This is a genomic window from Ruegeria sp. CE8 (assembly GCF_056537465.1).
The window spans coordinates 1-21,088 of sequence record NZ_JBQFRP010000013.1; the positions used below are offsets into that span (position 1 = coordinate 1).

24 protein-coding genes, 1 tRNA gene and 1 pseudogene are annotated in these 21,088 nt (G+C 58.6%); 22 read left to right on the top strand and 4 right to left on the bottom strand.

The genetic code is table 11. The features are described from left to right. A pseudogene (locus tag ACR0AA_RS18785) lies at positions 1 to 97 on the top strand (IS5/IS1182 family transposase); the annotation flags it as partial. A gap of 227 nt (positions 98 to 324) precedes the next feature. Here ACR0AA_RS18785 and ACR0AA_RS18790 read toward each other — a convergent pair. Next, positions 325 to 1,524 carry a S24 family peptidase gene (locus tag ACR0AA_RS18790; protein ID WP_480756710.1) on the bottom strand — a complete coding sequence of 400 codons (1,200 nt, stop codon included), beginning with the start codon at positions 1,522 to 1,524 and terminating at the stop codon, positions 325 to 327. On the opposite strand from ACR0AA_RS18790, the gene ACR0AA_RS18795 reads away from it, so the two are divergent. From ACR0AA_RS18795 to ACR0AA_RS18895, 21 genes are all read left to right on the top strand, one after another. Continuing rightward, positions 1,507 to 1,806: a helix-turn-helix domain-containing protein gene (locus ACR0AA_RS18795; protein WP_480756712.1), complete on the top strand. Its 300-nt coding sequence runs from the start codon at positions 1,507 to 1,509 to the stop codon at positions 1,804 to 1,806. The genes ACR0AA_RS18790 and ACR0AA_RS18795 overlap by 18 nt on opposite strands. 2 nt (positions 1,807 to 1,808) lie before the next feature. Continuing rightward, positions 1,809 to 2,000, top strand: a complete 192-nt coding sequence (locus tag ACR0AA_RS18800) for a hypothetical protein (RefSeq protein ID WP_480756716.1) — start codon at positions 1,809 to 1,811, stop codon at positions 1,998 to 2,000. After that, positions 2,000 to 2,458, top strand: coding sequence for a hypothetical protein (locus ACR0AA_RS18805; protein WP_480756718.1), 459 nt, complete (start codon positions 2,000 to 2,002; stop codon positions 2,456 to 2,458). The genes ACR0AA_RS18800 and ACR0AA_RS18805 overlap by 1 nt, the downstream gene beginning before the upstream one ends. Before the next feature lie 117 nt (positions 2,459 to 2,575). Then, positions 2,576 to 4,105, top strand: coding sequence for a phage portal protein family protein (locus ACR0AA_RS18810; protein WP_480756720.1), 1,530 nt, complete (start codon positions 2,576 to 2,578; stop codon positions 4,103 to 4,105). Beyond that, complete coding sequence (locus ACR0AA_RS18815; RefSeq protein ID WP_480756722.1) at positions 4,068 to 4,697, top strand: hypothetical protein; 630 nt, start codon at positions 4,068 to 4,070, stop codon at positions 4,695 to 4,697. Before ACR0AA_RS18810 ends, ACR0AA_RS18815 begins: the two co-directional genes overlap by 38 nt. 16 nt (positions 4,698 to 4,713) lie before the next feature. After that, positions 4,714 to 5,223, top strand: coding sequence for a phage major tail tube protein (locus tag ACR0AA_RS18820; RefSeq protein WP_480756724.1), 510 nt, complete (start codon positions 4,714 to 4,716; stop codon positions 5,221 to 5,223). Between the two features lie 111 nt (positions 5,224 to 5,334). After that, complete coding sequence (locus ACR0AA_RS18825) at positions 5,335 to 5,679, top strand: hypothetical protein (protein ID WP_480756726.1); 345 nt, start codon at positions 5,335 to 5,337, stop codon at positions 5,677 to 5,679. Positions 5,680 to 5,854: 175 nt separating this feature from the next. Next, a complete protein-coding gene (locus ACR0AA_RS18830) occupies positions 5,855 to 8,047 on the top strand; it encodes a tape measure protein (RefSeq protein WP_480756728.1) in 2,193 nt (730 codons plus the stop codon). Then, on the top strand, positions 8,047 to 8,505 hold the full coding sequence (locus ACR0AA_RS18835; RefSeq protein ID WP_480756730.1) for a phage tail protein: 459 nt from the start codon (positions 8,047 to 8,049) through the stop codon (positions 8,503 to 8,505). The genes ACR0AA_RS18830 and ACR0AA_RS18835 overlap by 1 nt, the downstream gene beginning before the upstream one ends. Beyond that, positions 8,502 to 8,747, top strand: coding sequence for a tail protein X (locus ACR0AA_RS18840; protein WP_480756732.1), 246 nt, complete (start codon positions 8,502 to 8,504; stop codon positions 8,745 to 8,747). The genes ACR0AA_RS18835 and ACR0AA_RS18840 overlap by 4 nt, the downstream gene beginning before the upstream one ends. Next, a complete protein-coding gene (locus ACR0AA_RS18845) occupies positions 8,744 to 9,748 on the top strand; it encodes a phage late control D family protein (protein WP_480756734.1) in 1,005 nt (334 codons plus the stop codon). Before ACR0AA_RS18840 ends, ACR0AA_RS18845 begins: the two co-directional genes overlap by 4 nt. Positions 9,749 to 9,753: 5 nt before the next feature. Continuing rightward, the gene (locus ACR0AA_RS18850; protein WP_480756736.1) at positions 9,754 to 10,221 is read left to right on the top strand and encodes a phage baseplate assembly protein V; all 468 of its coding nucleotides are present in this window, start codon (positions 9,754 to 9,756) and stop codon (positions 10,219 to 10,221) included. Positions 10,222 to 10,448: 227 nt separating this feature from the next. After that, the gene (locus tag ACR0AA_RS18855; protein ID WP_480756738.1) at positions 10,449 to 11,687 is read left to right on the top strand and encodes a hypothetical protein; all 1,239 of its coding nucleotides are present in this window, start codon (positions 10,449 to 10,451) and stop codon (positions 11,685 to 11,687) included. Positions 11,688 to 11,928: 241 nt separating this feature from the next. Then, the gene (locus ACR0AA_RS18860; RefSeq protein ID WP_480756740.1) at positions 11,929 to 12,312 is read left to right on the top strand and encodes a GPW/gp25 family protein; all 384 of its coding nucleotides are present in this window, start codon (positions 11,929 to 11,931) and stop codon (positions 12,310 to 12,312) included. Next, positions 12,302 to 13,414 carry a baseplate J/gp47 family protein gene (locus ACR0AA_RS18865; protein WP_480756742.1) on the top strand — a complete coding sequence of 371 codons (1,113 nt, stop codon included), beginning with the start codon at positions 12,302 to 12,304 and terminating at the stop codon, positions 13,412 to 13,414. Before ACR0AA_RS18860 ends, ACR0AA_RS18865 begins: the two co-directional genes overlap by 11 nt. Beyond that, positions 13,414 to 14,085, top strand: a complete 672-nt coding sequence (locus tag ACR0AA_RS18870; protein WP_480756744.1) for a phage tail protein I — start codon at positions 13,414 to 13,416, stop codon at positions 14,083 to 14,085. The genes ACR0AA_RS18865 and ACR0AA_RS18870 overlap by 1 nt, the downstream gene beginning before the upstream one ends. A gap of 9 nt (positions 14,086 to 14,094) precedes the next feature. After that, positions 14,095 to 15,159, top strand: a complete 1,065-nt coding sequence (locus ACR0AA_RS18875; protein ID WP_480756746.1) for a phage tail-collar fiber domain-containing protein — start codon at positions 14,095 to 14,097, stop codon at positions 15,157 to 15,159. Then, positions 15,156 to 15,746: a hypothetical protein gene (locus tag ACR0AA_RS18880; RefSeq protein WP_480756748.1), complete on the top strand. Its 591-nt coding sequence runs from the start codon at positions 15,156 to 15,158 to the stop codon at positions 15,744 to 15,746. The genes ACR0AA_RS18875 and ACR0AA_RS18880 overlap by 4 nt, the downstream gene beginning before the upstream one ends. After that, positions 15,746 to 16,141 carry a hypothetical protein gene (locus ACR0AA_RS18885; RefSeq protein ID WP_480756750.1) on the top strand — a complete coding sequence of 132 codons (396 nt, stop codon included), beginning with the start codon at positions 15,746 to 15,748 and terminating at the stop codon, positions 16,139 to 16,141. Before ACR0AA_RS18880 ends, ACR0AA_RS18885 begins: the two co-directional genes overlap by 1 nt. Positions 16,142 to 16,277: 136 nt before the next feature. Continuing rightward, positions 16,278 to 17,090 (top strand): DNA adenine methylase, encoded by an 813-nt coding sequence (locus ACR0AA_RS18890; protein WP_480756752.1) that lies wholly within the window; start codon positions 16,278 to 16,280, stop codon positions 17,088 to 17,090. A gap of 85 nt (positions 17,091 to 17,175) precedes the next feature. Beyond that, positions 17,176 to 18,543, top strand: coding sequence for an SGNH/GDSL hydrolase family protein (locus ACR0AA_RS18895; protein ID WP_480756754.1), 1,368 nt, complete (start codon positions 17,176 to 17,178; stop codon positions 18,541 to 18,543). A 233-nt stretch (positions 18,544 to 18,776) separates the two neighbouring features. On the opposite strand, the gene ACR0AA_RS18900 is transcribed toward ACR0AA_RS18895, so the two are convergent. The 3 genes from ACR0AA_RS18900 to ACR0AA_RS18910 form a co-directional block, all read right to left on the bottom strand. Continuing rightward, positions 18,777 to 18,853 (bottom strand) — tRNA-Met (locus tag ACR0AA_RS18900). An 82-nt stretch (positions 18,854 to 18,935) separates the two neighbouring features. After that, positions 18,936 to 19,910, bottom strand: coding sequence for an alpha/beta fold hydrolase (locus tag ACR0AA_RS18905; RefSeq protein ID WP_480665533.1), 975 nt, complete (start codon positions 19,908 to 19,910; stop codon positions 18,936 to 18,938). Between the two features lie 126 nt (positions 19,911 to 20,036). Continuing rightward, positions 20,037 to 21,035, bottom strand: a complete 999-nt coding sequence (locus ACR0AA_RS18910; protein ID WP_480665534.1) for an isopenicillin N synthase family dioxygenase — start codon at positions 21,033 to 21,035, stop codon at positions 20,037 to 20,039. Between the last annotated feature and the right edge of the window lie 53 nt (positions 21,036 to 21,088).

Genomic DNA, 21,088 nt, shown 5'->3' on the forward strand with positions numbered 1-21,088 from the left:
CAAGGACTGGAGACGCGTCGCAACCCGCTATGACCGCTGTCCCAAAGTATTCCTTTCTGCCATCGCGCTCGCAGCAACCGTCATCTATTGGTTATGAAGCCTGACCCTAGGGTAACCTTCGCGCACATAAAGGTGTGGGGGGGTGAGTTATTCCGGACAAACGAGTTTTAGGGTGCGACAGCCCAGAAGGCTTTAAAAATATGGCGGTAACGTAAGCCCAGGCGCATCAAGGCTGTCGGACAAAAATGAGCGGAGTGCTAACAATCGGCTCAAACTTTCGGACAAAATGGGTCGGAATGAACAGAAAATGAGAAAGGCCGACGCTTAGAGCGTACGACCAATCCAGACAACGCGACCTATTGGGTGGAACTGGGCCATATCCTCTGCTCGAATGGTGAATTCGCCGTAGTCCTTGTTGTCAGATTTGGCGATGATGCCATCCGGAGTCACAAAAAGACGCTTCACGTAGACGTCTTGCCCAAAGGTAAAGCCATAAATTGCCGACGTAAGGGGTCTTTTTGCCGTAGATGTGTCGATCATCAGTAGGTCTCGGTCACGCATGGTTGGTTGCATGCTATCCCCCCGAGCGTCCACAATGATCATGTCATCAGCACTACGCTGCAGGTACCGTTCAAAGAAATCAACGTTGAAGGGTATGTGGTTAAGAACCTCAGAGCGCTCTACAAAGCTTCCGCTTCCTGCCGAAAGCTGGACGTTGTACCGAGGTATCGCGCAAAAACTGCTTGATGTAATCGTCAACCGGCTGTTGTCAGCCGTATTGACTGGAATTGCGACTTCGTCGGCCTTTTGTCCCGTCGCAAGCCAATTAAAACTGACGTCCGCCGCATCAGCCAGCGACAACAACGCCTCTACAGGTACTCTCGGTATGTTTTCAGTCTTTTTGACGTGTCCTCGCCACTTTCTTAGTTGCTGCGTGCTGACTCCTGCTGCCTCAGCAGCCTCTCTGTCTGTAGAAAATCCCTCCATTAACGTCTCAAGACGCTGAGCTAGCTCCTGCCGATATGTAGGATATGTGTAGCTCCAGCGTGTGTTGTCTTCCCAACCCTCAGAGGACCGCATTTGGCCTCTACCTGTTGCTAGCCACTCAACGCTAATACCTGCACCTTCGGCAAGAGCCAGAAGGTTGTCTAGACGAGGCTGTGAGCCGGATACAATACTCGAAAGTGTGCTTGGCGGTATATCGCACATCTTGGCGATTTTTCGCACATTGTCAGTTTGAAAAGCCTGGAAGATCCGGTCGGCAAGTGTTTGCATGTTACCTCTCAGAAACATGCAAACAAGATTTGCACGTTCCAACCTCAATTGCATGTTATGGAAAGCTGTTTGAAAACAACAACTTCCCCCGCCTACTGGCGGATTAATCGAAAAATCGAACATGCAACTCGATTTTTCGTTGCATGATAACGATATTTCGTTCATGTTCATGCTCAGAGGCGCGTTAAACAGCCAAGAAAAACCGCCCAGAGCAGAACACAGGATGAGCAGATGAACCAGAATGCCCATAACTGGCATCCTGCCGATATTCTGGCAGCCGTGCAGAAGCAGGGGCGGACCCTTGCATCCATTGCACGCGCCAGCGGCATTGCCCCCCGAACCGTCAGCAAGGCTCTACAGGAGCCGTGCCACAGCGGAGAGCAGGTTATTGCAGACTTCCTGGGCAAGGCTGCCCACGAGATCTGGCCGAACCGGTATGACAAAGCTGGAATTCCGCTTCATCCCCACATCCGTAAGCAGTTTAACGCGCTCAGCGGCACGAAAACCAGTCAAAAAATGGTGGCGGTTTGAACATGAAGCGCCTGTATCTGATCCGCGTAACTGACGATTCCACAAAGACCCTTATTCGGGTGAATGAGACAGCCTTTTCCGAAGTTGTGGCGGGCCTTGCATTTGTAGTGTTGATGCTGGCCGTACTGTTTGGCCCCTACCTACTGGGGTGCTTTCCTGAGATAGAGGCTGCGCTAGTCGGAGGGCTGGAGTGATGCCTCGCCTCCGTGACCCGAACACGCTGGACATGTTCACCGACTGGCAGCCGCCGCAAGTGGCTGTGACACTGCCACCTGAAGTGACCACGGGCGGCAATCTGGCCAGTCAGATCGCTCGTGCGGTTAGCCGAGCGTTGAAGGCATCGGAGTTGAGTCGGGATCAGATCGCCGAAGCAATGTCCAAGTATCTGGGCGAAGAGATCAGCAAGAACATGCTGGACGCCTATGCTAGCGAGGCGCGGGAAAGCCATCGTATCACACTGGAACGGTTCGTCGCGATGATCCACGTAACTGGCCAGCACGGGTTGCTAGGTTTCATCGCCGAACAGTTTGGCTTGGTCGTTGTTCCGGAACGCTACAACGATCTAATAGAGTTGCACTTCATCGAAGAACAGGAGCGCGCACTTGCTGCTCGTAAGAGCGCCAAAATGGCACGCTGGAGGGCTAGTCGATGAGTGATTGGAAAACCTCCAAAGAATGGTCAATGGCAGGTTTCGTATCACTGCCAAACACCCGTCAAGGCATTGAGGCGTTGGCAGCTCGCGAGAATTGGCGGTCATCCAGTGACGTAAATGTCCAAGGCGGTGCTGGGTGAAACGCTGACCACCGAAATGGGCGACACTGGCGCGCGGGCAGCATCTGAGACCCACGCTGATATTCTGGATGCCCTGGTCGACAGCGACAGCGATCTGTTGTCCGGGACACTAAACAACACCTTCGTCCGCTGGCTCTGTGAGTTCAATTATCCGACTGCGGCCTTGCCAAAGATCTGGCGTCCCCGGCCTGCCAACGAGATGGCGCAGGAGGAGCTGAAGCGCAAACGAGCCGAACGGCGCATCAAAGACATGGATGCGCTCAAGGCCGCGCGTGAGGCGGGTTATGAGCCCAAAGATATCGGCGTGCATATGGACGATGTCTTTGATTGCGAAATGCAGGAAGTCGCGCCTGCCGCCACATCAGACACTCAAAAAAAAACTCCTGACATAGCCTTTGCCGATGACGGCAGCGTGTCGATCACGGAATTGATCGCGGCCACCGAGGCGGCGATCCGTCCGACGCACGAGGCGTGGATCCGCGAGCTGAAGACGGCGACCGGCCTGCAGGACGATGCAGACGAGGTTCGGCAGGCGTTGCTGGGCTGGCAGACGCGACTGGTCGATGACATTCCCTATGTTGATGCTCTGGGTGATGCTCTGGCGCTGGCGGAGCTGATCGGCCGCGGGGAAGTGTTGGACGAGGACGGCCCGGCTCTGGCCGAACCAAAGATTGGAACAGTGACGTTCAAAGAGGCGCAGGAGTTCCATCGGCAAAAGGTGAGCCTGCCCAGCAAGATCTGGACCGACACGTTGCACCAGGCGCACGACCGCGCCTTTGTTGTCGCCGGTGCCGATTCCGTGTCGTTGGTCGAGGATCTGCGCGGCGCGTTGGACAAGGCCATAAATGGTGACGGTGGGCTGGAGGCGTTCCGGAAGAGCTTTGACGAGATCGTCACCCGTCATGGCTGGGACTACAATGGCGGGCGTAACTGGCGCACGCGGGTGATCTACGACACCAACCTGCGCGCCGCCCATCAGGCCGGTCGCCTGAAGCAGATGCGTGATCCGGATGTGATCAAGCTGCGTCCGTATTGGCTCTATGTCCACGCGGAGACCCGAGAACCCAAGCAGCCCCGCGAAGAGCATCTGGTCTGGGACGGCAAGGTGTTCCGCCATGACGATCCGATCTGGGAACGGATTTACCCGCCCAATGGCTGGAAATGCTCCTGCGGCGTTCAGGCCATCGGCGCGGCCGGGCTGAAACGCCTGGGCAAGGATGGTCCGGACACTGCGCCGACACTCAAAATGCGCAAGGTTCAGGATCCGACTACCGGCGAACGGATCGAGGTACCCGACCGGCGTGCGCGCCGAGCTGGAGACCATCTGCAACCGGATCCGGGGCCGTGCGATCCTGGACACGCCTACCGGGCAGACCTCGCAAAAGGTGATCGAGGCGCGTGGTCCATCGGGCAGCTTCGACCTGCAGACAAACAGTCGCCGCCTGGTCGCGGTCTGGCCGCATATGCGGGTGGCCGACACCGAAAACGCCGGGCAAACGCGACTTGATCCCTATTCGGCGCGCTTTGCCGGGATCTGGCTGCGCACCATTGTCGAAAACGGCTATCACCACTCGCCTTCGAACCGCCCGATCCTTGGCATCGAGGAGGCGGAGACGCCCGTGCTTTACATTCCCGGCGACCGCCAGTCCGATGTGCAGGGTCTGCGGGACGCAGGCGTTGTGACAACCGAGGAGCGCTGGGGCAAAGGCCCGCACACCTCGGGCAACCGTTCGCTGGCGCACCCGACCGACACCGACATGCGCAACTTCTTGCATGTTCAGTTCACCGAGGACATGCTGGATGAATCTGTGCTGGCCTATCTCGATCAGCACAAGGACCGCAACGGCAACCCGGCCCGGATCGAGTTCCTTGAGGAGGGCATCAACGACTGGCTCAAATCCAGGATGACCGGCAACGACCCGGTGCTTTACGGTGGCCAGTTCCGTTTCGACCGCAAGCAAACCACGCGCACATCGGTAGCGCAGGGTCAGTTCTTCTGGCGGCTCGACTATGCGCCGGTCGGCGTGATGGAGCGCATCACCGTGGACCGCAACATCGACCTCAACCTGATCAGCAACGCCCTCGGGCTGGCTGCGTAAGAAAGGAGCCTGAGACATGCTGCAATATGGGCAGGTCACAGACGCCCCGGTCTACCTTGAAGACAAGGAACTGCTGGGCATCTGCAACGAGTTCAACATTCCCGAGCTGGAAAGCCGTACGGTCGAACATGATACGCTTGGCTCTGTCGGTGTGCTGATGTTGCCTGCGCGCGGCCTCGCCGGGCTAACGGGCAGCATCAAGCTGATGTTCCCCGAACCGGACATGGTGAAGATCTTCTCGCGCCCCAACAAGGCCGTGCCCTTCCAGGTGCATCAAAAGATCGATGTCTTCGATGCGGACGGTCTGAACGAGGAGAAATCCGACACGCTGGTTACGCACGTCAAGGCGCTGTTCAACAAGAGCGCGTTTGCCGCCGTCAAAAAGGGCGAGGCACAGGAGGCGACAGGTGAGTTTACTGCCACCTACCTGATGCAGCGCCTCCTCAGCTCGGAAACCCCGCTGGTCGAGGTCGATCTCTTTGCCAACATCTACAAGGTCGGCGGCGAGGACGTCTGGCCTGATTGATCGTGAATTGGTGGCGTGAGTTCCGACACGTTGCCATGACCGGCAGGCTCCGTTCTGGGGCATTCGCGGAGCCTGCCACCTTTGCCCTTGAACTGCCCTGGAGACCCCGAAATGGAAACCAAAACCGAAACTCCCGCCGAGGATGCTGGCGTCATCGCCCGCCTGAAGAAGCACAAAGCTGATAACTCCGGCTTGGATGATACGACCTTGCCCGAAACTGGCATCAAGGTGACGTGGCCGAAGTTCCAGCCGCACGATTTGTGGATGCGTGCGCAAGGTATTGCCAAGAATAAGGTGTTCAGCACTGTCGATATCTACATCGTCCTGTTGTGCAAGTTCGACGATGAAAAGATCACCATCGAAGAGTTCAAGAGCCTGATCCCAAACGGAGATGCGCTCCATCTGATCGGTGAGGTCATGGGCGGCGACGATGAAGAGGGAAACGCAACGGCCTGAGTTCAGGTCGAAGCACCCCGCTTGACCATGTCCATCTGATCGATTGCGGGTTTTCCCATTCCGAGCTGATGAACATGTCCGAGGCAGAGTTCTGCTTCTGGCGGGATGAGCGCCTCGAATATGACCGGGTGATTGCCGAGGCCATCAAAAACCAGACCAAACCGAAGGACGACACATGAGCCGCCGCAAAGCCGAAATGGTGCTGAAGCTGATCGACAAGGCTTCCCGCCCGGCGCGGCGGTTTATTGCCCTGCAGAAACGCATGGGCCGCGCAACCGAGCTGGCCAACAAGGTCTCGGCGCGGACATCCGCTGCGGCCAAGCGCGCCACCGATCTGTACACCGGCGCAGTCCGCCGCCTGGACCGCGCGCAGGACGTGCTGCGATCCGGGATCCGGCGTACCAATCAGGCGATTGCGACCCAGACAACCCGACTGCGATCCTCGGCGGCCATGATGCGATCCGGGATCATGGGCGTGGGTCGCGCGGCTGTTCTGGCTGGCGGGTTGTTTGCCGCCTATTCCGGAACCGTCTCGGCCGCAGGGGCTGCGATGCTCGGCCCGGCCCGCCAGTTCGAGAAATTCGAGACCGTTCTGACCACGACCGAAGGAACTGCGCTGGCGGCAAAAGAGGCCATGAGCTGGGTCGAAGACTTTGCCGTCAGAACACCCTATGAGCTTGACCAGGTCATGGAGTCCTTCGTGCAGCTCCGCGCCTACGGTCTCGATCCCACCAATGGCATGCTGAAGAAACTCGGCAATGCCTCGGCCGCGATGAACAAGCCTCTTATGCAATCGGTTGAAGCCATGGCCGATGCGGTTACGGGCGAGAATGAACGGCTCAAGGAACTGGGCATCAAGGCCGCCAAGGTTGGGAAACACTTCGAGTATTCCTATACCGGCAAGGATGGCACCACCAAGATCGTCCGCGCGCTGGCCAATGACCGACAGGCGATACAGGCCGCGATCCTCGGCATCTTCGATGAGAAATACGGCGGCGCAATGGACCGCCTGTCGCTGACCTTTGATGGCATGACATCCAATCTTGCCGACCAGTGGACCAAGTTCCAGCGGATGATCATGGACGCGGGTGTCTTCGACTGGATGAAGAGCAAGCTCAAACTTGTCCTGGACGAAATCAACCGGCTGGAGGCCTCGGGCGAGCTGGAGCTTTGGGCCAAGCGCATCGCCAATCACATCATGATCGGGCTGGATGCGATCTGGAGCTTCGGTGCAGGGGCTGTTGCGTTCTGGCAGACCCTGCATCCCCTCCTGCAATCCGCCGCCGACGCCTTGGGGGGCTGGCGCAATCTGGCACTGGCGGTGCTGGCGATCCCGTTCCGGGGCTTCATCATCGGCGCGGCGGTTGGACTGGTTCAGTTTACCGCTGGTGCGCTTCTGGCCGCCCGTTCTCTGGCTGTTATCGGATTTGCCTCCGCTGCTGGTGGCGCGTTGCGTCTCGGATCGGTCATGCTTGCGATGCTGAACCCGCTGAAACTGGTCCGCGCCGCCTTCATTGCGATCCGGTTTGCGATCATCTCCACCGGGATCGGCGCGTTGGTGGTCGGCTTCGCCATGGCGGGGACGTGGATCTACAATAACTGGTCGGGTCTGGTGTCCTTCTTCAAAGGCTTTGGTGAGGCCTTCATGGCCAGTCTCGGTCCTGCCCGGCCGCTCGTGCAGGGGATTGTCGATGTCGCATCGGACCTTTGGAACTGGATGACCAAACTGGTGGGACCGCTCGATGCCAGCGCCGGTGCCTGGCGGCAATGGGGCGTCAACGCGGGCGAAGCAGTCGGGAGTGTTGTGTCCGGCGTCATGAACCTGCCCGCGACACTGTCCAGTCTGACCGGCGAGCTTTATGACACAGGCGTTTCCTACATGCAGGCCATCTGGGATGGAATGGCGTCCATTCTGTCCACGATGGTTGAAACGATTTCCGCCAAGCTGTCTGGCATGGTTCCCGACTGGATGAAATCCGCATGGGAATGGGCGCAGGGCAATGAAGCAGGCAATCGCGCCCGCATTGCCCAACTTGCCTCTCGCCCTGCCGCGTCAGGGCCGGTGGGTGGTCCCTTTGGTATTGGCAACGCATCCACCGCGACCAAGGTCGCACGCGCGGCTGCGCTGTCGAGCGCCCTTGCAGCTGGCGGAACTGGTGCCGCGATTGCGGATGGCGGCGCAAACGGGTCGCAATATGTCACCGCGCGATCAGGTGGCGGGTCGGTTTCGATATCTGCGCCCATGACGCTGCGCATTGATGGCAGTGTTGATGCTGACACGCTGGCCCGGCTCAAGGACGAGCTGCAGCGCTTCAAGGACGAACTGGCCGATGAGGTTCGGGACGCTGAGCGCAGGAGCCACAACTGATGCTTGGCTTGTTTGGCGACTCCATCATTGGCACCGATCATCTGACCGGCCCGACCGCAGACACCGAGGCGAAATCCGCGCGCTTGGCACAGCATGCCGTGGTGCGCGGCAAGCCCGTTCTTCAGGATCTCGGCAACGATGCTGGCACAAAGCAGCTGCGGTTCTTTTTCGATGAGACCTTCTGCGATCCGGAATCTGAACTGCGCAAGATTGATCTGGCGTTTCAGGGGCGCGTGCCGATGAAGTTGTTCTTCGATCTGAAGGGCTTCGACGTCAGCGTCTACGTCATCGAGCGTCTGCGCATCAGGCGGCAGAAAACCACGCCCAAAGGCCGACTGGTTCGGGTCGAGATCGAGGTTGAGCTGATCGAGAGCGCCAGCCCGCTGGGTGGCCTGCGCGATGCGGCGGCCGGTGTGGTGCGCGCCGCCCTCAACCCCGCTCTCCGGAGGCTGAGATGAGCCAGACTTACCTTGAACATACCACCCGGCCGGGTGAGCGATGGGATCTGATCGCGCACCGCTATTACGGTGACGCCAAGTTGTTGCATCACATCCTGATGGCCAACCCTGAGCTGGTCGGTGACACCAGCAACCCGGTGCCTCTGATCCTCGAGCCGGGCACGGTGCTGAAGATCCCAGTGCTGGAGCAGAGCGAGATCGCAGAGGTGCAGCTGCCGCCGTGGAAGCAGGCCACATCTTGATCGGCCCGCGGCAACCCGTTGTGGACATCGCCGTCGCCGGTACGGCCTCGGGCCTGATCCTGGGTAAGGATCTGCGCCGGTTTACCTACCGCGACGTGCATCATGGCGAGGTCGATGACATCAGCTTCAGGCTGGCTGACGGGCGTGGCCTGTGGCGCAGTAGCTGGGGCATTGATGAGGGCACCGAGGTCTCTGCCGTAATGGGCTATGCCGGGCTGCAGGGGATCCGCGTGCCCTGCGGGTTGTTTGCCGTGGATGAGACCGAGGTCGAAGGGGGTGCCGGTGGCGATACCGCCACGTTCAAGGCACTGTCGGCCTTCACCTCGAAAGAGCTGCGCACCGAACGCTCGGCCGCTTATGATCAGAAATCGCTTTCGAACATCGTTAACGAGGTGGCCGCTCGGCATCAGCTGAAAGTGGTGGGTGAGATCCCCGACCTGTCCTTTGAGCGCATCAGCCAGAACAAGCAGGGCGATCTGGCGTTCCTGACCCGGCTGGCCGAGGATTGGGGCTGCTATTTTACCGTCAAAGGCGACCAACTGGTCTTTACCGCGCGCGAGGCCATTGAGCGCGCCGCACCCGTCCGGACCTTTGACCTGGTCAATGGCGATCCCGTGACCCGCTACCAGTTCCGGAAGTCCACGCACAAGCTCTACGCGAAGGCGCAGGCGCGCTATCTGCATCCGGTTCGCAAAACAGTTCTGACGGCAGAGGCCGAGGATCCGCGCGTGCCATCCGGCGACACGCTGAAACTGGATGACCGGGTCGAGACCCAGACCCATGCCGAACGGATGTGCATCGCCCGTCTGGCGCGCGAGAACGACGCGCTGGCAACCGGGCACATCACGACTGTTGGTGATCCTTTACTGCTGGCCGGTCAGGTTGTGGCGCTGGGGCCGAGCTATGGACGCTATGCCGGGCGCTGGCTGATCACCATGGCTCGCCATCGGTTCAGACCGGATGGGTATACGACCAACATCGATCTTAAGCTGGTGGAGTGAGCGGCATGCAATCCGATCAAATGAAACGCGGCATCGTTGTCGAAGGGCGCGGATCGCAGGTCAAAGTTCGGTTTGAAGACAATGACCAGGTCATCTCCGGCTGGCTCGATGTCGCGCAGCGTAGCACGGCTGGCATGAAGGTGTTCACCCGCCCCAAACCCGGCAGTCAGGTTGCCTGCCTGCTTGATGCCAATCGTGAATCGGGCGTTGTCCTGGGTGCGCTCTATTCTGACGCGGATCCCGCACCGGCCGGAGGAGACGGGACGGTGCATTTTGAGATGCCAGATGGGTCAACCGTGATCTGGGAAGGCGGGACATTTACGATCAACCATGCCAGCGGGATCGTCTTGTCGATCTCTGGCGGCAAGCTGGTTGTACAGGGTGACCTTGAAGTGTCAGGCGATTTGACTGTGAGCGGTGCAACCGACCTGAAGGCGACCAAAATCAACGGGATCACGCAGGTCGGTGATTGAGGCCAACTGCCAATTTAAGACTGATCTACCAACCACCTGCCCTAAACTGCATTTCACCTGATGTTGTCGGGTAGATCACAGGGGCTAATAGATTATTGCTTTGACCTTGAGATTTTTTAGCCGGGTTGCGATAGGGCATCATCCTCTGGGGTTCACACGGCGATATTGGTTTGTGACAGATCTTGGAGACACTATGGCCCATCGCCACTGATAAATAGGAATGTCAAATGAGAAACATTTTGTCGATCTGTGCGGTCTTGTGCGCTTCAAGTGCCGTAGCACAAAACAGTACGTTCGTGAATCCCGATGCACTCAAGATGGAAGTCATCGAACAGGACAACATGCTAACTTTTTTGCGTGGAGACAGGCATCCGATCCAAGATGGTTTCATTAGTCAATATGAAAACCTGAGCACTCGACTGCGTGGTAACTTGAACTTTATTGATGTTCTTACCCCCACCGACGAGTGGCATTTGTATGATGGTTCCCCAATTGAGCCTGTGGATTTGGCAACTCAAACCCCTGAAAACTATCACGACACTCACAATCATCACCAGAGCATCCTCTCGGAGGTGGTGAATTACACGCCGGGCACCAATGGGATACCATTTTGGGGGGACAGTCACGCAGCGGTAAATGGCGCTGGAGCTTGGGGGGCTTTCGTGTCGGCGCGCTCGTCATGTCTTGAAGACAACCTTACAGGTAAATATGCTCCGCCCGGTATAGATCGCGGATGCGGCGACGATTTCGATGCCCAACTGACTGGTCTTGAGGTGGATGTCTTAAATGGAGGAAAGCCTGGTGTTTTTCCAAACAAGGCGAAACATGGCGTTCAAGTCGTCGGGTTCGGCAATCCAAATGGTCAAGCATTCTCGGTAATCGTTGAGAACTTTGATCGTGAAAAGGAATTTCAACGAGGTCACTTCGAAAGCATTTTGTATGCGCAAAACGCGCTCCATAAAGACTATGGTCGGTTTGTAGTTGCTGATTTCGATGAAGCCCTAATTGGGCTTGATTTTCGCAAACCAATTTTTAGCGAAGGTGCAGCTAGATTCAACGTGAATGGCGTAGGAACAGGGGTTGTTTTTAACGATGGTCAGGGCGGCGAGATTTATGCCGGTGAACGCTGGCAGGGTAGTGATGCTGAGGACGACGGTTGGCTAACTATCAGGTCCGGTGCTAATGGAGTTAGAGTGGTTTCCAATGACAACACCAACGAGCTTTTTGCTATCGACAAGCACGGCGGAATCTACCTGAACGGAGACATCTTCTTTAACAATGTGAAGATCAGCGACAAGTTTTCCTCCGTCGAAGGGTTGATGAACTTGCGTTCAATAAATTGGATTTCGGTCGGTTCCCTCCTTGCTAACGTGTTGCTACTAGTAGGGTTTTTCTTCGCGTTTCGTGGGAGAGTAAAGTCTACCAAGTCTACCAAGTCTACCAAGGCTGCCAAGACTACTGGATAGAACTCTTAGCTCGAGCTTATAGCTGGTTGCGGTTTCAATGTTAAACCACGCGGTATAGTTTAATATGACAACGTACGGCACCCGTTTCATTGAAACCTCCTCCCTGCCAAACCTTCTGTTGACCCAGTAGGATTTTCCGTAAATCCTCAGCTCGCTGTCCTCGTTCCATGGGAACCCTGAAGACCTCCCCTGAACTGAGTTCAGGTATCTTGCACCCCCTTCGATCCGGCATCACCTGTTCATGCTGGATCGGAACACCATCACAAACGTACATTGGCAATTGAAACGCACGGCCGAGGGGCCTGCGTGGGGCGAGATTGCGCCTGATCTTGAGGATCTGGCGCAGGAAATCCGCCAGTGCATCCTGACGCCCAAGGGGTCGGTGCCACTGAACCCGGATAAGGGCTGCGATCTGGACCAGTTCCGGGACCGGCCGATGAATGTGCGCAGCCTGTTTGTCGTGGCCGAGGTGCGCGAGGCACTGAAGCTCTGGGTGCCGCGCGTGAAGGTGCATGAGATCACCTACACGACCTCTTTCGAGACAATCTCGCTCAATGTGACGTGGTCGCCGGTTGAGGCTGTCCTGGACGACTTCCAGTCAACGGAGGTGGCCTATGCCTTCTGATGAACCAATCACCGTCCTGAACAAGGCGGGCGCACCCGATTTTGTCACTATCGAGGCGCAAAAGCTGCTGGATCAGGCCAAGGCCAAATTCGAAGCCGACACGGGCCGCACCCTGTCCGAGATGCAGGTCGAGATGCACCTGCTGGAGACCATCGCCTACATGCTGGCCTTGCGTGGCGCGGAAGAGCAACTGGCACTGCAGAACTGCTTCATCGCATGGGCGCAAGACGACTGGCTGGATCGGCATGGCGCGGATCGCAACACGCCGCGCCTGAACGCGACTGCAGCCACAACCAGCCTGCGGTTCTCGACAGCGCAGCCCGCTGTTTCCCGCATTCAGATCCCGGCCGGAACACGGGTCGGAGACGCCGGTGGGCAGGTCCAGTTCGCCACCAGCCAGCCAGTGGCGCTGGATGTCGGGCAATCCAGCATTGATGTCCCTGCCTCGGCCACAAGGGTCGGGATCGGCGCGAACGGCCAGCCTGTGGGCGCGCTCAAGGTGCTGGTGGACCCGGTGCCGGGGATCAGCGCGGTGACCAACCTGACCGCGTCCGGTGGTGGCTCCGAGCGTGAATCTGATGACCGTTACCGCGAGCGTCTGGCGCTGGCTTTCGAGCGGATCGGCGACGGTCTGAACCGGGAACGGTACCGCGCCGATGTGCTGGGCTGGAACGCCCGCTGCATCGATGTCCATATCTCCCGGCCACAACCCGGCTACGTGGACATTTTCCCGCTGATGGACACCGGCGAACCCAACGCGCAGGAAATCGCTTCCCTTATCGGCGTGTTCAACGACAGCAACACGCATCAGGGCGATTTCATTCAGGTGAACGCCCCAACGCCCGACGAGTTCACCACGAACCTGACGCTGGTACTGTCCACGCCGACAGCCGAGGCCCCGGCCACTGCGGCGGTTCAGAAGGTGCTGGACGGCTGGACGCGCAGTCTGGGCGGCTACATCGCGCCCTCAGCTCTGACCGATGCGGCCCGTGATGTGACGGGCGTTGTGGACGCCTCTGTGCCCGGTCTGGCCTTCAAGCAAGTCGCCGCTTCATCCTGGCCAAAATGCACCGCGCTCAACGTCACGGTGGAGGCGGTGTGATGGCGGGCTATTGGGAAAACGACCAGCTGGACCGCATCACGCCCCCACAGGTGAAGGATGCGCGTGGCACAGCCTATCTGCGGGCGTTAAACGAGATCATCGGCGACCAACCGATTACCGCTTTTCAGGTCAAGGAAGCCGAGACCTGCCCGGCCGAGGCGCTGCCCGCCCTGATCGCGGAATACTCGATGCAGGAGTTCATCGATCCCGAACTGCCCGAGGCCATTCAGCGGCGCATCCTGAAGAACGCGTGGCTGCTTCAGTCGCTCGAGGGTTATGACGCGGGCGTCAAGCTCGGCCTCAGCCTGATGGGTATGACAGCTGCCATCGAGCAATGGTACCGGCAGACGCCCATGGGTGCGCCAAACACGCATCGGTTGACCATCATGGTCGATGACGTCCTCTATCCCGGCGACGATGGCGGCTACTTCTCGCCCCGACAGACCCGCGCCACGCTGAAAATGATCGAGGCGACCAAGCGGCATTCCCAAGGCACCGACCTGCGCATCGGCGTTGTCGGCCGCAGCGGATCTTATGCGGGCGCATTTCCCCTGACCCACAACACGGCAATTGCGGACGCAGTCATCGATCCGCCTCCGGTTCTGAGCGCGGCGGCGTCCATGGCCGTTGTCCCCACCACCCGCATCACGTCAATCGTGACAACCGCGTAAGGAGCGCACATGGCACATAAGGCACTCATCACCAATGTCGGCCGCAACAAGGAAGCGGCAGCCCTTGCGCAACAAGAGGCGCTGGAGATCACACATATCGCATGGGGCGACGGCGACCGCGTTCCGGGCGGCGGTGAAACCGCTCTGTTGAACGAGCAGGGTCGCAAACCCGTGCAGGGCAACGGCGTTGTACCCGGTGCGCTGAACACGGCCTTTTTCGAGATCCTGCTGGACACGACCGAAGGGCCGTTCACCATCCGCGAGGCGGGCCTCTTTGATGCGGATGGCGATCTGATTGCCATCGCCCGCTATGACCCGCCGGTGAACCAGGTCCAAGGGGCAACCTCGTCGCTGATCCGCATCCATGTTCTGTTTTCGGATCTGCAAAACCTTGTTCTGCAGGTGCAGGGCACGGACGCCTATGTGCCGACCGAGCGCAAGATCATCGCTGGCGATGGCCTGTCTGGCGGCGGGGATCTGTCGGCCGACCGCACATTGGCCGTCGATTTCGCGACCGAGGCCGAGGCGATGGCCGGAACAGAACCGGCCAAGGTAATCTCACCTGCCACTTTGGGTGCCCGGATCGCTGCGCTGATCGGTGGTGCACCGGGCGCGCTGGACACACTGAACGAGCTGGCCCAGGCGCTGAATGACGACGACGATTTTGGTGCCATGGTCTTGGCGGCGCTGGCAGGAAAGGCCGCGCTGTCAGACTTCGCGGGAGTGCTGTCAAATCCGGGATATAAAAATCTGCCCGGTGACTTTCTCATTCAGTGGGGGACGCCAACGCTAGCGGCGGTTGGGGCATTTAACTCACGGTCTTTGGGGGTGCCGATCTACACCCATTACTATACGGTCCCGTACCCTGTCGCATTCAGTGAGGGGCCATTTGCCTGTGTCGCCAACCTGGCTGCATCCACCAATGCCTCACAGGCTCCAATGGCAGGCACCTCAGCGTCAACGAACATGGCAGGCAGTGGAAATGCCCTGACAGGTTTCGGTCTGGCGATCACGACACCTGACGTTGGTTTTGTCCCAACAATTCACTGGATCGCAATCGGGAAAAAGTCATGACCCTTTTTTATTCGATGTCTGCCAACGGCTTTTTTGACAACAACGTTCATAGCACTTTGCCGCAGGATGCGGTTGAAATCAGTGCCGAGGAACATGCCTCGCTCTATTCAGGCATGCTGCAGGGGAAGACGCTGTCAGGCGACAACAACGGCCGACCTAAGCTGAGCGACCCGGACCCGGTGCCCACATACCGCAACCTTGCCGATGCCCGGCTGGTCATGTCGGCCTGGATCGACGGCATCATGGCCAAGATTGCCGGGCAGGTTCCAGAGTTCGAGCGCGCCAGCTGGCCTCCCAAGGCTGCAGCGGCCCGCGCTGTTCTTGCTGACACCGCAAGCGCCGATCAGACCGCGCTGATCACGGGTGAAGCCAACGAACGCGGCAAAACCGTCACAGAAATGGCGACCACGATCACCGCAAAGGCCACCAAATATGAAGGGGTCATCGCGCGGGTGGCGGGCCTGCGCGGCAAGCTGGACGATGAGCTTGAGGCGGAAACGAACTCTCTCGAGTACGAGGCCATTCTGGGTCGCGGCAAAGCCCGTGCCGCCGAGATCGCAACCGAACTCAACGTGACGATCAGCTGATGTGCCGCCCTTCGTTTCACGATCTGACCCCGGTCCAGCAACAGCTCTTCGGCAACGGACTGGGACCGTTCTGGCTGCCCGGCCGGGTGCGCCGCTTCATCACCAAAACCGCGAGCTGGTTCTTCTGGGACGCAAGCTGGCGGCACCATGATTTTGGCTATGCGGTGGGCGGTGATCGCTGGGACCGCGCCCGCTGTGACTGGAAGTTCCTGAAGGCGATGCTGAAGGACGCGGTCACGCAGGAACAGGATCTGGGTTGGCCCGCAAAAGCCCTTCCCGCCACTGTGCTGAGCCTGATTTTCTATCTCGCCGTACGGATCGGCGGTCAGTTTGGCAGCTTCGAATACCGCGACTGTCCAGCCACGTTTGAGGAGATCCTGGACACCTACCGATAAGCGGAGGTTCGGGCGGATGGGGTCCGCCCAAAACCACGGGGAACAATCTCACTCACCCCCGCCGACCCAGCACTCATCAAGGCCGTCCGCACTCATGATCATGAGATGGCGGCACATAAGAACGATTCGAGAACAAATGTCAAAGCATGACATCGAGCAGACCAAACCAATCGCGCCCTGGCTGGGTGGAAAACGCAATCTGGCCAAGCGCATCTGCGCCATCATCGACGCAGATCCCCACCTGACCTATGCCGAGCCTTTCGTGGGCATGGGCGGTATCTTCCTGCGCCGCCGCAAGCAGGCCAGAGCCGAGTTCATCAACGACGCCCAGCAGGACGTCTACAACCTGTTTCGCATCCTTCAGGAGCACTACGTCGCCTTTCTGGATCTGATGCGGTTTCAGCTGACCACGCAGGCCAATTTCAATCGGCTGGTGGATACCGATCCATCCACGCTGACCGATATGCAGCGTGCAGCGCGGTTTCTGTACCTGCAGCGCACGGCCTTTGGTGGCAAGATTTCGGGGCGGAATTTCGGCCTCTCAATCGAACGTCCGGCCCGATTCAATCTGACGACGCTGGAATCGGATCTCGAGGCACTGCACACGCGCCTGTCCGGCGTCACGGTGACCTGCCTGGACTATGCGGAATTCATCCGGCGCATTGAGCGGCCGAGCGCGTTCTTCTACCTCGACCCGCCCTATTGGGGCTGTGAGAACGATTACGGGAAGAACCTGTTTGAGCGGGCGGACTTTGAACGAATGGCCGTTCACCTGAAGGACATCCGGGGTCAGTTCCTCATGTCGATCAACGATGTGCCAGAGATCCGCGAGATATTCTCGGCCTTCCGGATCACGCCGGTCGAGACAACTTACACCATCGGCAAAACCAACGATGCCCGAGGCGCACGGGCAGAGCTGCTGATCAGCAACTTCTGGTGGGGGGAGTGATGCGTCAGGGCAGCGCCGATCCCACCGCAACTGGAAGGCTGCACCGCCGATTACCTGAGCCGGTAAACACACAGGAGAAAGCACTTTGACCAGCATCGTATTGAACGTTTCGGAAAACTGGAGTGCCAGTGGCCGTTTTACCGCCATCGGCGATACCGATATCCTGCTGTCTTATCCGGCTAACGTGTTCCGCAGCAAGTTTCTGCGTTTTGTGACGACCTTCTCGGACGAACCGCCTTCTATTCCAGTCGGACACGGTCACCCCTTGTCTCCGCTGGAGAACAGAGAGCTGCCGCTGAGAAACGGCGAGCGCCTTTGGGTGGCAGGTCGCCAGAACGCGGTGGTGACCATCACGGCTCGCCTGAAAGAGTTCGCGGCGCGGACACGAGTTGCCAGCTATCCCAATCAACTCTCTGTCGGTACGTCCGGAGCGCCGTCAGCGCCCTTTTCCGGTCTTACGGAAAGCCACCTTCTGCAGGACGGTCATGAACACGCCGATCTGAGCGGCGGATTTTTCCACGACGCGGTGTATAATGACCTTCTGGCCCGACAGTTTCCAGCCACCACGCGAACGGGGGGCAATATCCCGGCGGCTAATGGGAGTGGGGTCTCATGGCGAGCCTCCATTGTTGTCGATGGCAACCTTGCCATCCGTCTCGACGGTGGTGACAGCCTGCTCGGTCGGTACTGTGCCGAAATCAACGGCGTTGAGCATTTCCCGGTCAACGCCACAGGGGTCGCGGGCGGCAGGCGCTGGTGGGCCTTCAAACTGCCCAAAGATCAGGCCAACCGAGTGGTGATTAAAGGATATGGCGATGTGCGATGGTTCGGCTATGTGACCGAGGCGGGAGCGGTTGTGAACGCAAGCCCGGCCAAGTGGCGCAGCATCGTGTTCGGCGACAGCTTCACCTCGGGAACCGGGGCATCTGCCCAGTGGAACGGCTGGGTCAATCTGCTGCGCCCGCAGGAGGAGTTTGGTATTGCGGCCAGTGGCAGCGGCGGCACCGGCTATGTGAATGATCTTGGTGGCACCCAGCAAAACCTGCCTGCAAGGATCGTCGCCGACTACAACCGTATCAAGGACGACACAGGCGTTCCTAATGAGGTGGTGATTGCCATGGGTCTCAATGACGTGGGTTTGGCCGGTGTCGAAGCGGCAGCAGCGACCACGTTTGACGCCTTGAGAACGGTCTATGCCGGGCAGGTGTTTGTTCTTGGCCCATGGGACACGGCCGCGCCAGCAGCGCCTTCCGCCGCCTGGAACGCCACACGGGATGCAATCCGCGCCGCCGTGGGTACGCGATCCGGTTTCAGCTTCGTGGACATGCAGGGGGTCTCTTTCTCGAAATCGGACGGCACCCATCCAGACGACGCCGGGCATAGGGTTCTGGCCGAGAACCTCCGCAACCGACTGGCGGATACGAGTGCTGTAGCCGTTGTGCCGCCGGGTTGATCGGGCCTAAATAGCCGCGCCGCTGTTTAATCCGGCGCGGCGCTGTTACCGTTTTGGCCCTGATTTTGTCCGGAATATCGCACCAAATTGTCCGGAAGCTGCCGCCGCGCTACAAAAGGTTTCCGATACACATGCGAAAGTAGGATTAAATGGTACGGAAATGGTACAATTGGCGCCACTGAGGTGCGTGCGAACCTACGGCATCTTCCAAGACTGTGTTTTTAAGGGGGAAATGGTAGCGGAGGAGGGACTTGAACCCCCGACACGCGGATTATGATTCCGCTGCTCTAACCAACTGAGCTACTCCGCCATGCGTGAGAGGCGATTTAAGCGAGGGGCCGGGGAGGGTCAAGGGGGAAATAGCGCCTGGCCGGGATTATTTTCGTCGCCGTTTACACCGTTTCACTGGCGGCTTCGGCTTCGGTTCCCACACTATCTGCAATCTTGCGAACGAAGGCCGCGCAGGCGTCAGGCGCGGTGATGGGAATCATGTGGCCCAACCCTTCGATCTGTTTGTTGCTCAGCCCGAACTGGGTCATCGAGGGGCCATGTGCGGACGGGGATAGGATTGCGTCCTGCGCGCCATACAAAATACCTCCGGGAACGGTCAGCTCATCATAACGGGCTACTTGGGCATCAATGCTGAGATCGAGTCCGACAACGTCCTGCGAGGCGGTGACAAATGCCGACGGGCGCAAGCCCAGCGCGCCACCTGCTCGGTCCAGAAAGTCGTCTGGCGCGGTTTCCGGGTCAAAAACGGCGTCCAGGGCATGGGGGGCGGTCTTTGCAGACAACGGCACTGCGATCGTGTTGCCTATCAACTCGCGCAACCACTCGGTGCGGATTTCCAGCGGTTTGAATACCTGAGGTGATCCGGGCAGTTTTTGCGTCAATGGCGCCAGCAAAGCCAAAGCTCTGGTTTTCTCAGGGTAATCCAACGCCATGGCCAGGGATACGGCCCCGCCCAGCGAATGCCCGACCAGAACGGCGTTGGAGATTCCTTTGGCGTCCAGAAACTCGTGAATCATACGGGCCTGCTGGGGAAGACGTGCCAGATCGGCCGTTTCTCGGATCGAATACCCACAGCCGGGCCTGTCGAGGGCGATGACGTGGTAGTCCGTGGCCAATAGATCCACCATGGCATAGGTGAAATGCTGCAGTTGCCCCGCCAGCCCGTGAATAAGCACGATGGTCTGATTGGCGGGATCGCCTTTTTCCACGAAATGAATGCTGCCGCCTTGCACCGGTACAATATCGCCAAGTTGCGGAACGCGTTCCAACCCCTGACGAGTCAGGCGCCTGGTCCACAGGTTCATGCCGATGAAAAACGCGGCGATCAGAAGGACGATAATCAGAAATGCAGTCATGCCAACGGTCTCCGTCTGGGGTTCGGGCGGAGCGGTAATTCGCGCGCCCGAACCGTGACATGCACAGCTATACTCTGAAATGCCGGTTAGCCAAAGCGCGGCGTCTCGCAGTGAGAAGAAAGGTCGTTAACCGGCCTTTTTCAGGTGTTGGTAGCTGGCCGCAAAACGGCCAAACTTGTGAGCGCCGCAAGTTACGGCCTCGTAACGCCGGGGGTTGGCTTCACTGATGCACGACTCCAGCGGAGAAAAGGTGGCACCGTAATCCGCGTCAATGAAGAACGGGATCGAATAGCGCTCGCGCCCGGTCGCATTGATGACACGGTGCAAATTGGCCAGGTAGACATCGTTGGTCAGGCGTTGGATCAGATCACCGATATTGATGACGAACGTTCCGGGGATTGGCGTGCCTTCGATCCAGTTGCCTTCACGGTTCATGACCTGCAGGCCGCCAACGTCGTCCTGTGCCAAAATTGTCAGGTTCCCATAGTCGGTGTGAGCGCCAATGCCGATGATCTTTTCGTCGATCATGCCGTTCTGCGGCGGGTAATGCAAAAGGCGTTGAATGCTGATCGGGTCCTGCATCAGGCTTTCAAAATGCGTTTCGGGCAGATCCAGGCTGAGAGCGATGCCCTTCAGCAGGTGCTTGGACAGGGTCACCATTTTCTGGTGATAGCTATAGGTCAAATCCTGGAATTCGGGCAGGGCGCTGGGCCATTGGTTCGGGCCAAAGAACGGCCCCTCCAGTGCTGCGCGCTCAGGACCAAGGTCGAAGCATTCTTTCAGGTCCTTGGTTTTGCCTGGATCTGTGTTTTCGCCAAATGGCTCAATATAGCCGCGTAATGCGACATCCGAGTTGCTGACGTGCAAAGCCATTTTGGTGGCCATCGGCAGCTCGAAAAAGCGTCGTGTGACGTCGAATACCTGATCAACGAAGGTCTGCGCGATGCCGTGGTTTTTCACATACATGAAGCCGGCATTGGACAGCGCCCAGCGGATTTCCCGGGCTACTTTGAGTTTGTCGCTGCCGTCCAGCAGCGGAGCAATGTCGATCACCGGAATCTTGTCGAAGGACTCGCGCTTGGCGCGGAGCTTGTCGTCGAGTTGGGTTGTAAAGTCTGGTTCCATGGCCTGTTTGCCTGTGTTCTGGAGGGTCAAAGGGATGGTGCCAACTTCCCATC

Excerpts from the sequence above, each read along its gene's own strand:
- ACR0AA_RS18870 (WP_480756744.1), top strand. The coding sequence starts at position 13,414 with ATGGCGGGCTATTGGGAAAACGACCAGCTGGACCGCATCACGCCCCCA.
- ACR0AA_RS18855 (WP_480756738.1), top strand. The coding sequence starts at position 10,449 with ATGAGAAACATTTTGTCGATCTGTGCGGTCTTGTGCGCTTCAAGTGCC.
- ACR0AA_RS18810 (WP_480756720.1), top strand. The coding sequence starts at position 2,576 with ATGTCCAAGGCGGTGCTGGGTGAAACGCTGACCACCGAAATGGGCGAC.
- ACR0AA_RS18885 (WP_480756750.1), top strand. The coding sequence starts at position 15,746 with ATGTGCCGCCCTTCGTTTCACGATCTGACCCCGGTCCAGCAACAGCTC.
- ACR0AA_RS18800 (WP_480756716.1), top strand. The coding sequence starts at position 1,809 with ATGAAGCGCCTGTATCTGATCCGCGTAACTGACGATTCCACAAAGACC.
- ACR0AA_RS18880 (WP_480756748.1), top strand. The coding sequence starts at position 15,156 with ATGACCCTTTTTTATTCGATGTCTGCCAACGGCTTTTTTGACAACAAC.
- ACR0AA_RS18825 (WP_480756726.1), top strand. The coding sequence starts at position 5,335 with ATGGAAACCAAAACCGAAACTCCCGCCGAGGATGCTGGCGTCATCGCC.
- ACR0AA_RS18865 (WP_480756742.1), top strand. The coding sequence starts at position 12,302 with ATGCCTTCTGATGAACCAATCACCGTCCTGAACAAGGCGGGCGCACCC.
- ACR0AA_RS18805 (WP_480756718.1), top strand. The coding sequence starts at position 2,000 with ATGCCTCGCCTCCGTGACCCGAACACGCTGGACATGTTCACCGACTGG.
- ACR0AA_RS18795 (WP_480756712.1), top strand. The coding sequence starts at position 1,507 with ATGAACCAGAATGCCCATAACTGGCATCCTGCCGATATTCTGGCAGCC.
- ACR0AA_RS18910 (WP_480665534.1), bottom strand. The coding sequence starts at position 21,035 with ATGGAACCAGACTTTACAACCCAACTCGACGACAAGCTCCGCGCCAAG.
- ACR0AA_RS18820 (WP_480756724.1), top strand. The coding sequence starts at position 4,714 with ATGCTGCAATATGGGCAGGTCACAGACGCCCCGGTCTACCTTGAAGAC.
- ACR0AA_RS18835 (WP_480756730.1), top strand. The coding sequence starts at position 8,047 with ATGCTTGGCTTGTTTGGCGACTCCATCATTGGCACCGATCATCTGACC.
- ACR0AA_RS18905 (WP_480665533.1), bottom strand. The coding sequence starts at position 19,910 with ATGACTGCATTTCTGATTATCGTCCTTCTGATCGCCGCGTTTTTCATC.
- ACR0AA_RS18790 (WP_480756710.1), bottom strand. The coding sequence starts at position 1,524 with ATGGGCATTCTGGTTCATCTGCTCATCCTGTGTTCTGCTCTGGGCGGT.
- ACR0AA_RS18840 (WP_480756732.1), top strand. The coding sequence starts at position 8,502 with ATGAGCCAGACTTACCTTGAACATACCACCCGGCCGGGTGAGCGATGG.
- ACR0AA_RS18875 (WP_480756746.1), top strand. The coding sequence starts at position 14,095 with ATGGCACATAAGGCACTCATCACCAATGTCGGCCGCAACAAGGAAGCG.
- ACR0AA_RS18890 (WP_480756752.1), top strand. The coding sequence starts at position 16,278 with ATGTCAAAGCATGACATCGAGCAGACCAAACCAATCGCGCCCTGGCTG.
- ACR0AA_RS18830 (WP_480756728.1), top strand. The coding sequence starts at position 5,855 with ATGAGCCGCCGCAAAGCCGAAATGGTGCTGAAGCTGATCGACAAGGCT.
- ACR0AA_RS18850 (WP_480756736.1), top strand. The coding sequence starts at position 9,754 with ATGCAATCCGATCAAATGAAACGCGGCATCGTTGTCGAAGGGCGCGGA.
- ACR0AA_RS18860 (WP_480756740.1), top strand. The coding sequence starts at position 11,929 with ATGCTGGATCGGAACACCATCACAAACGTACATTGGCAATTGAAACGC.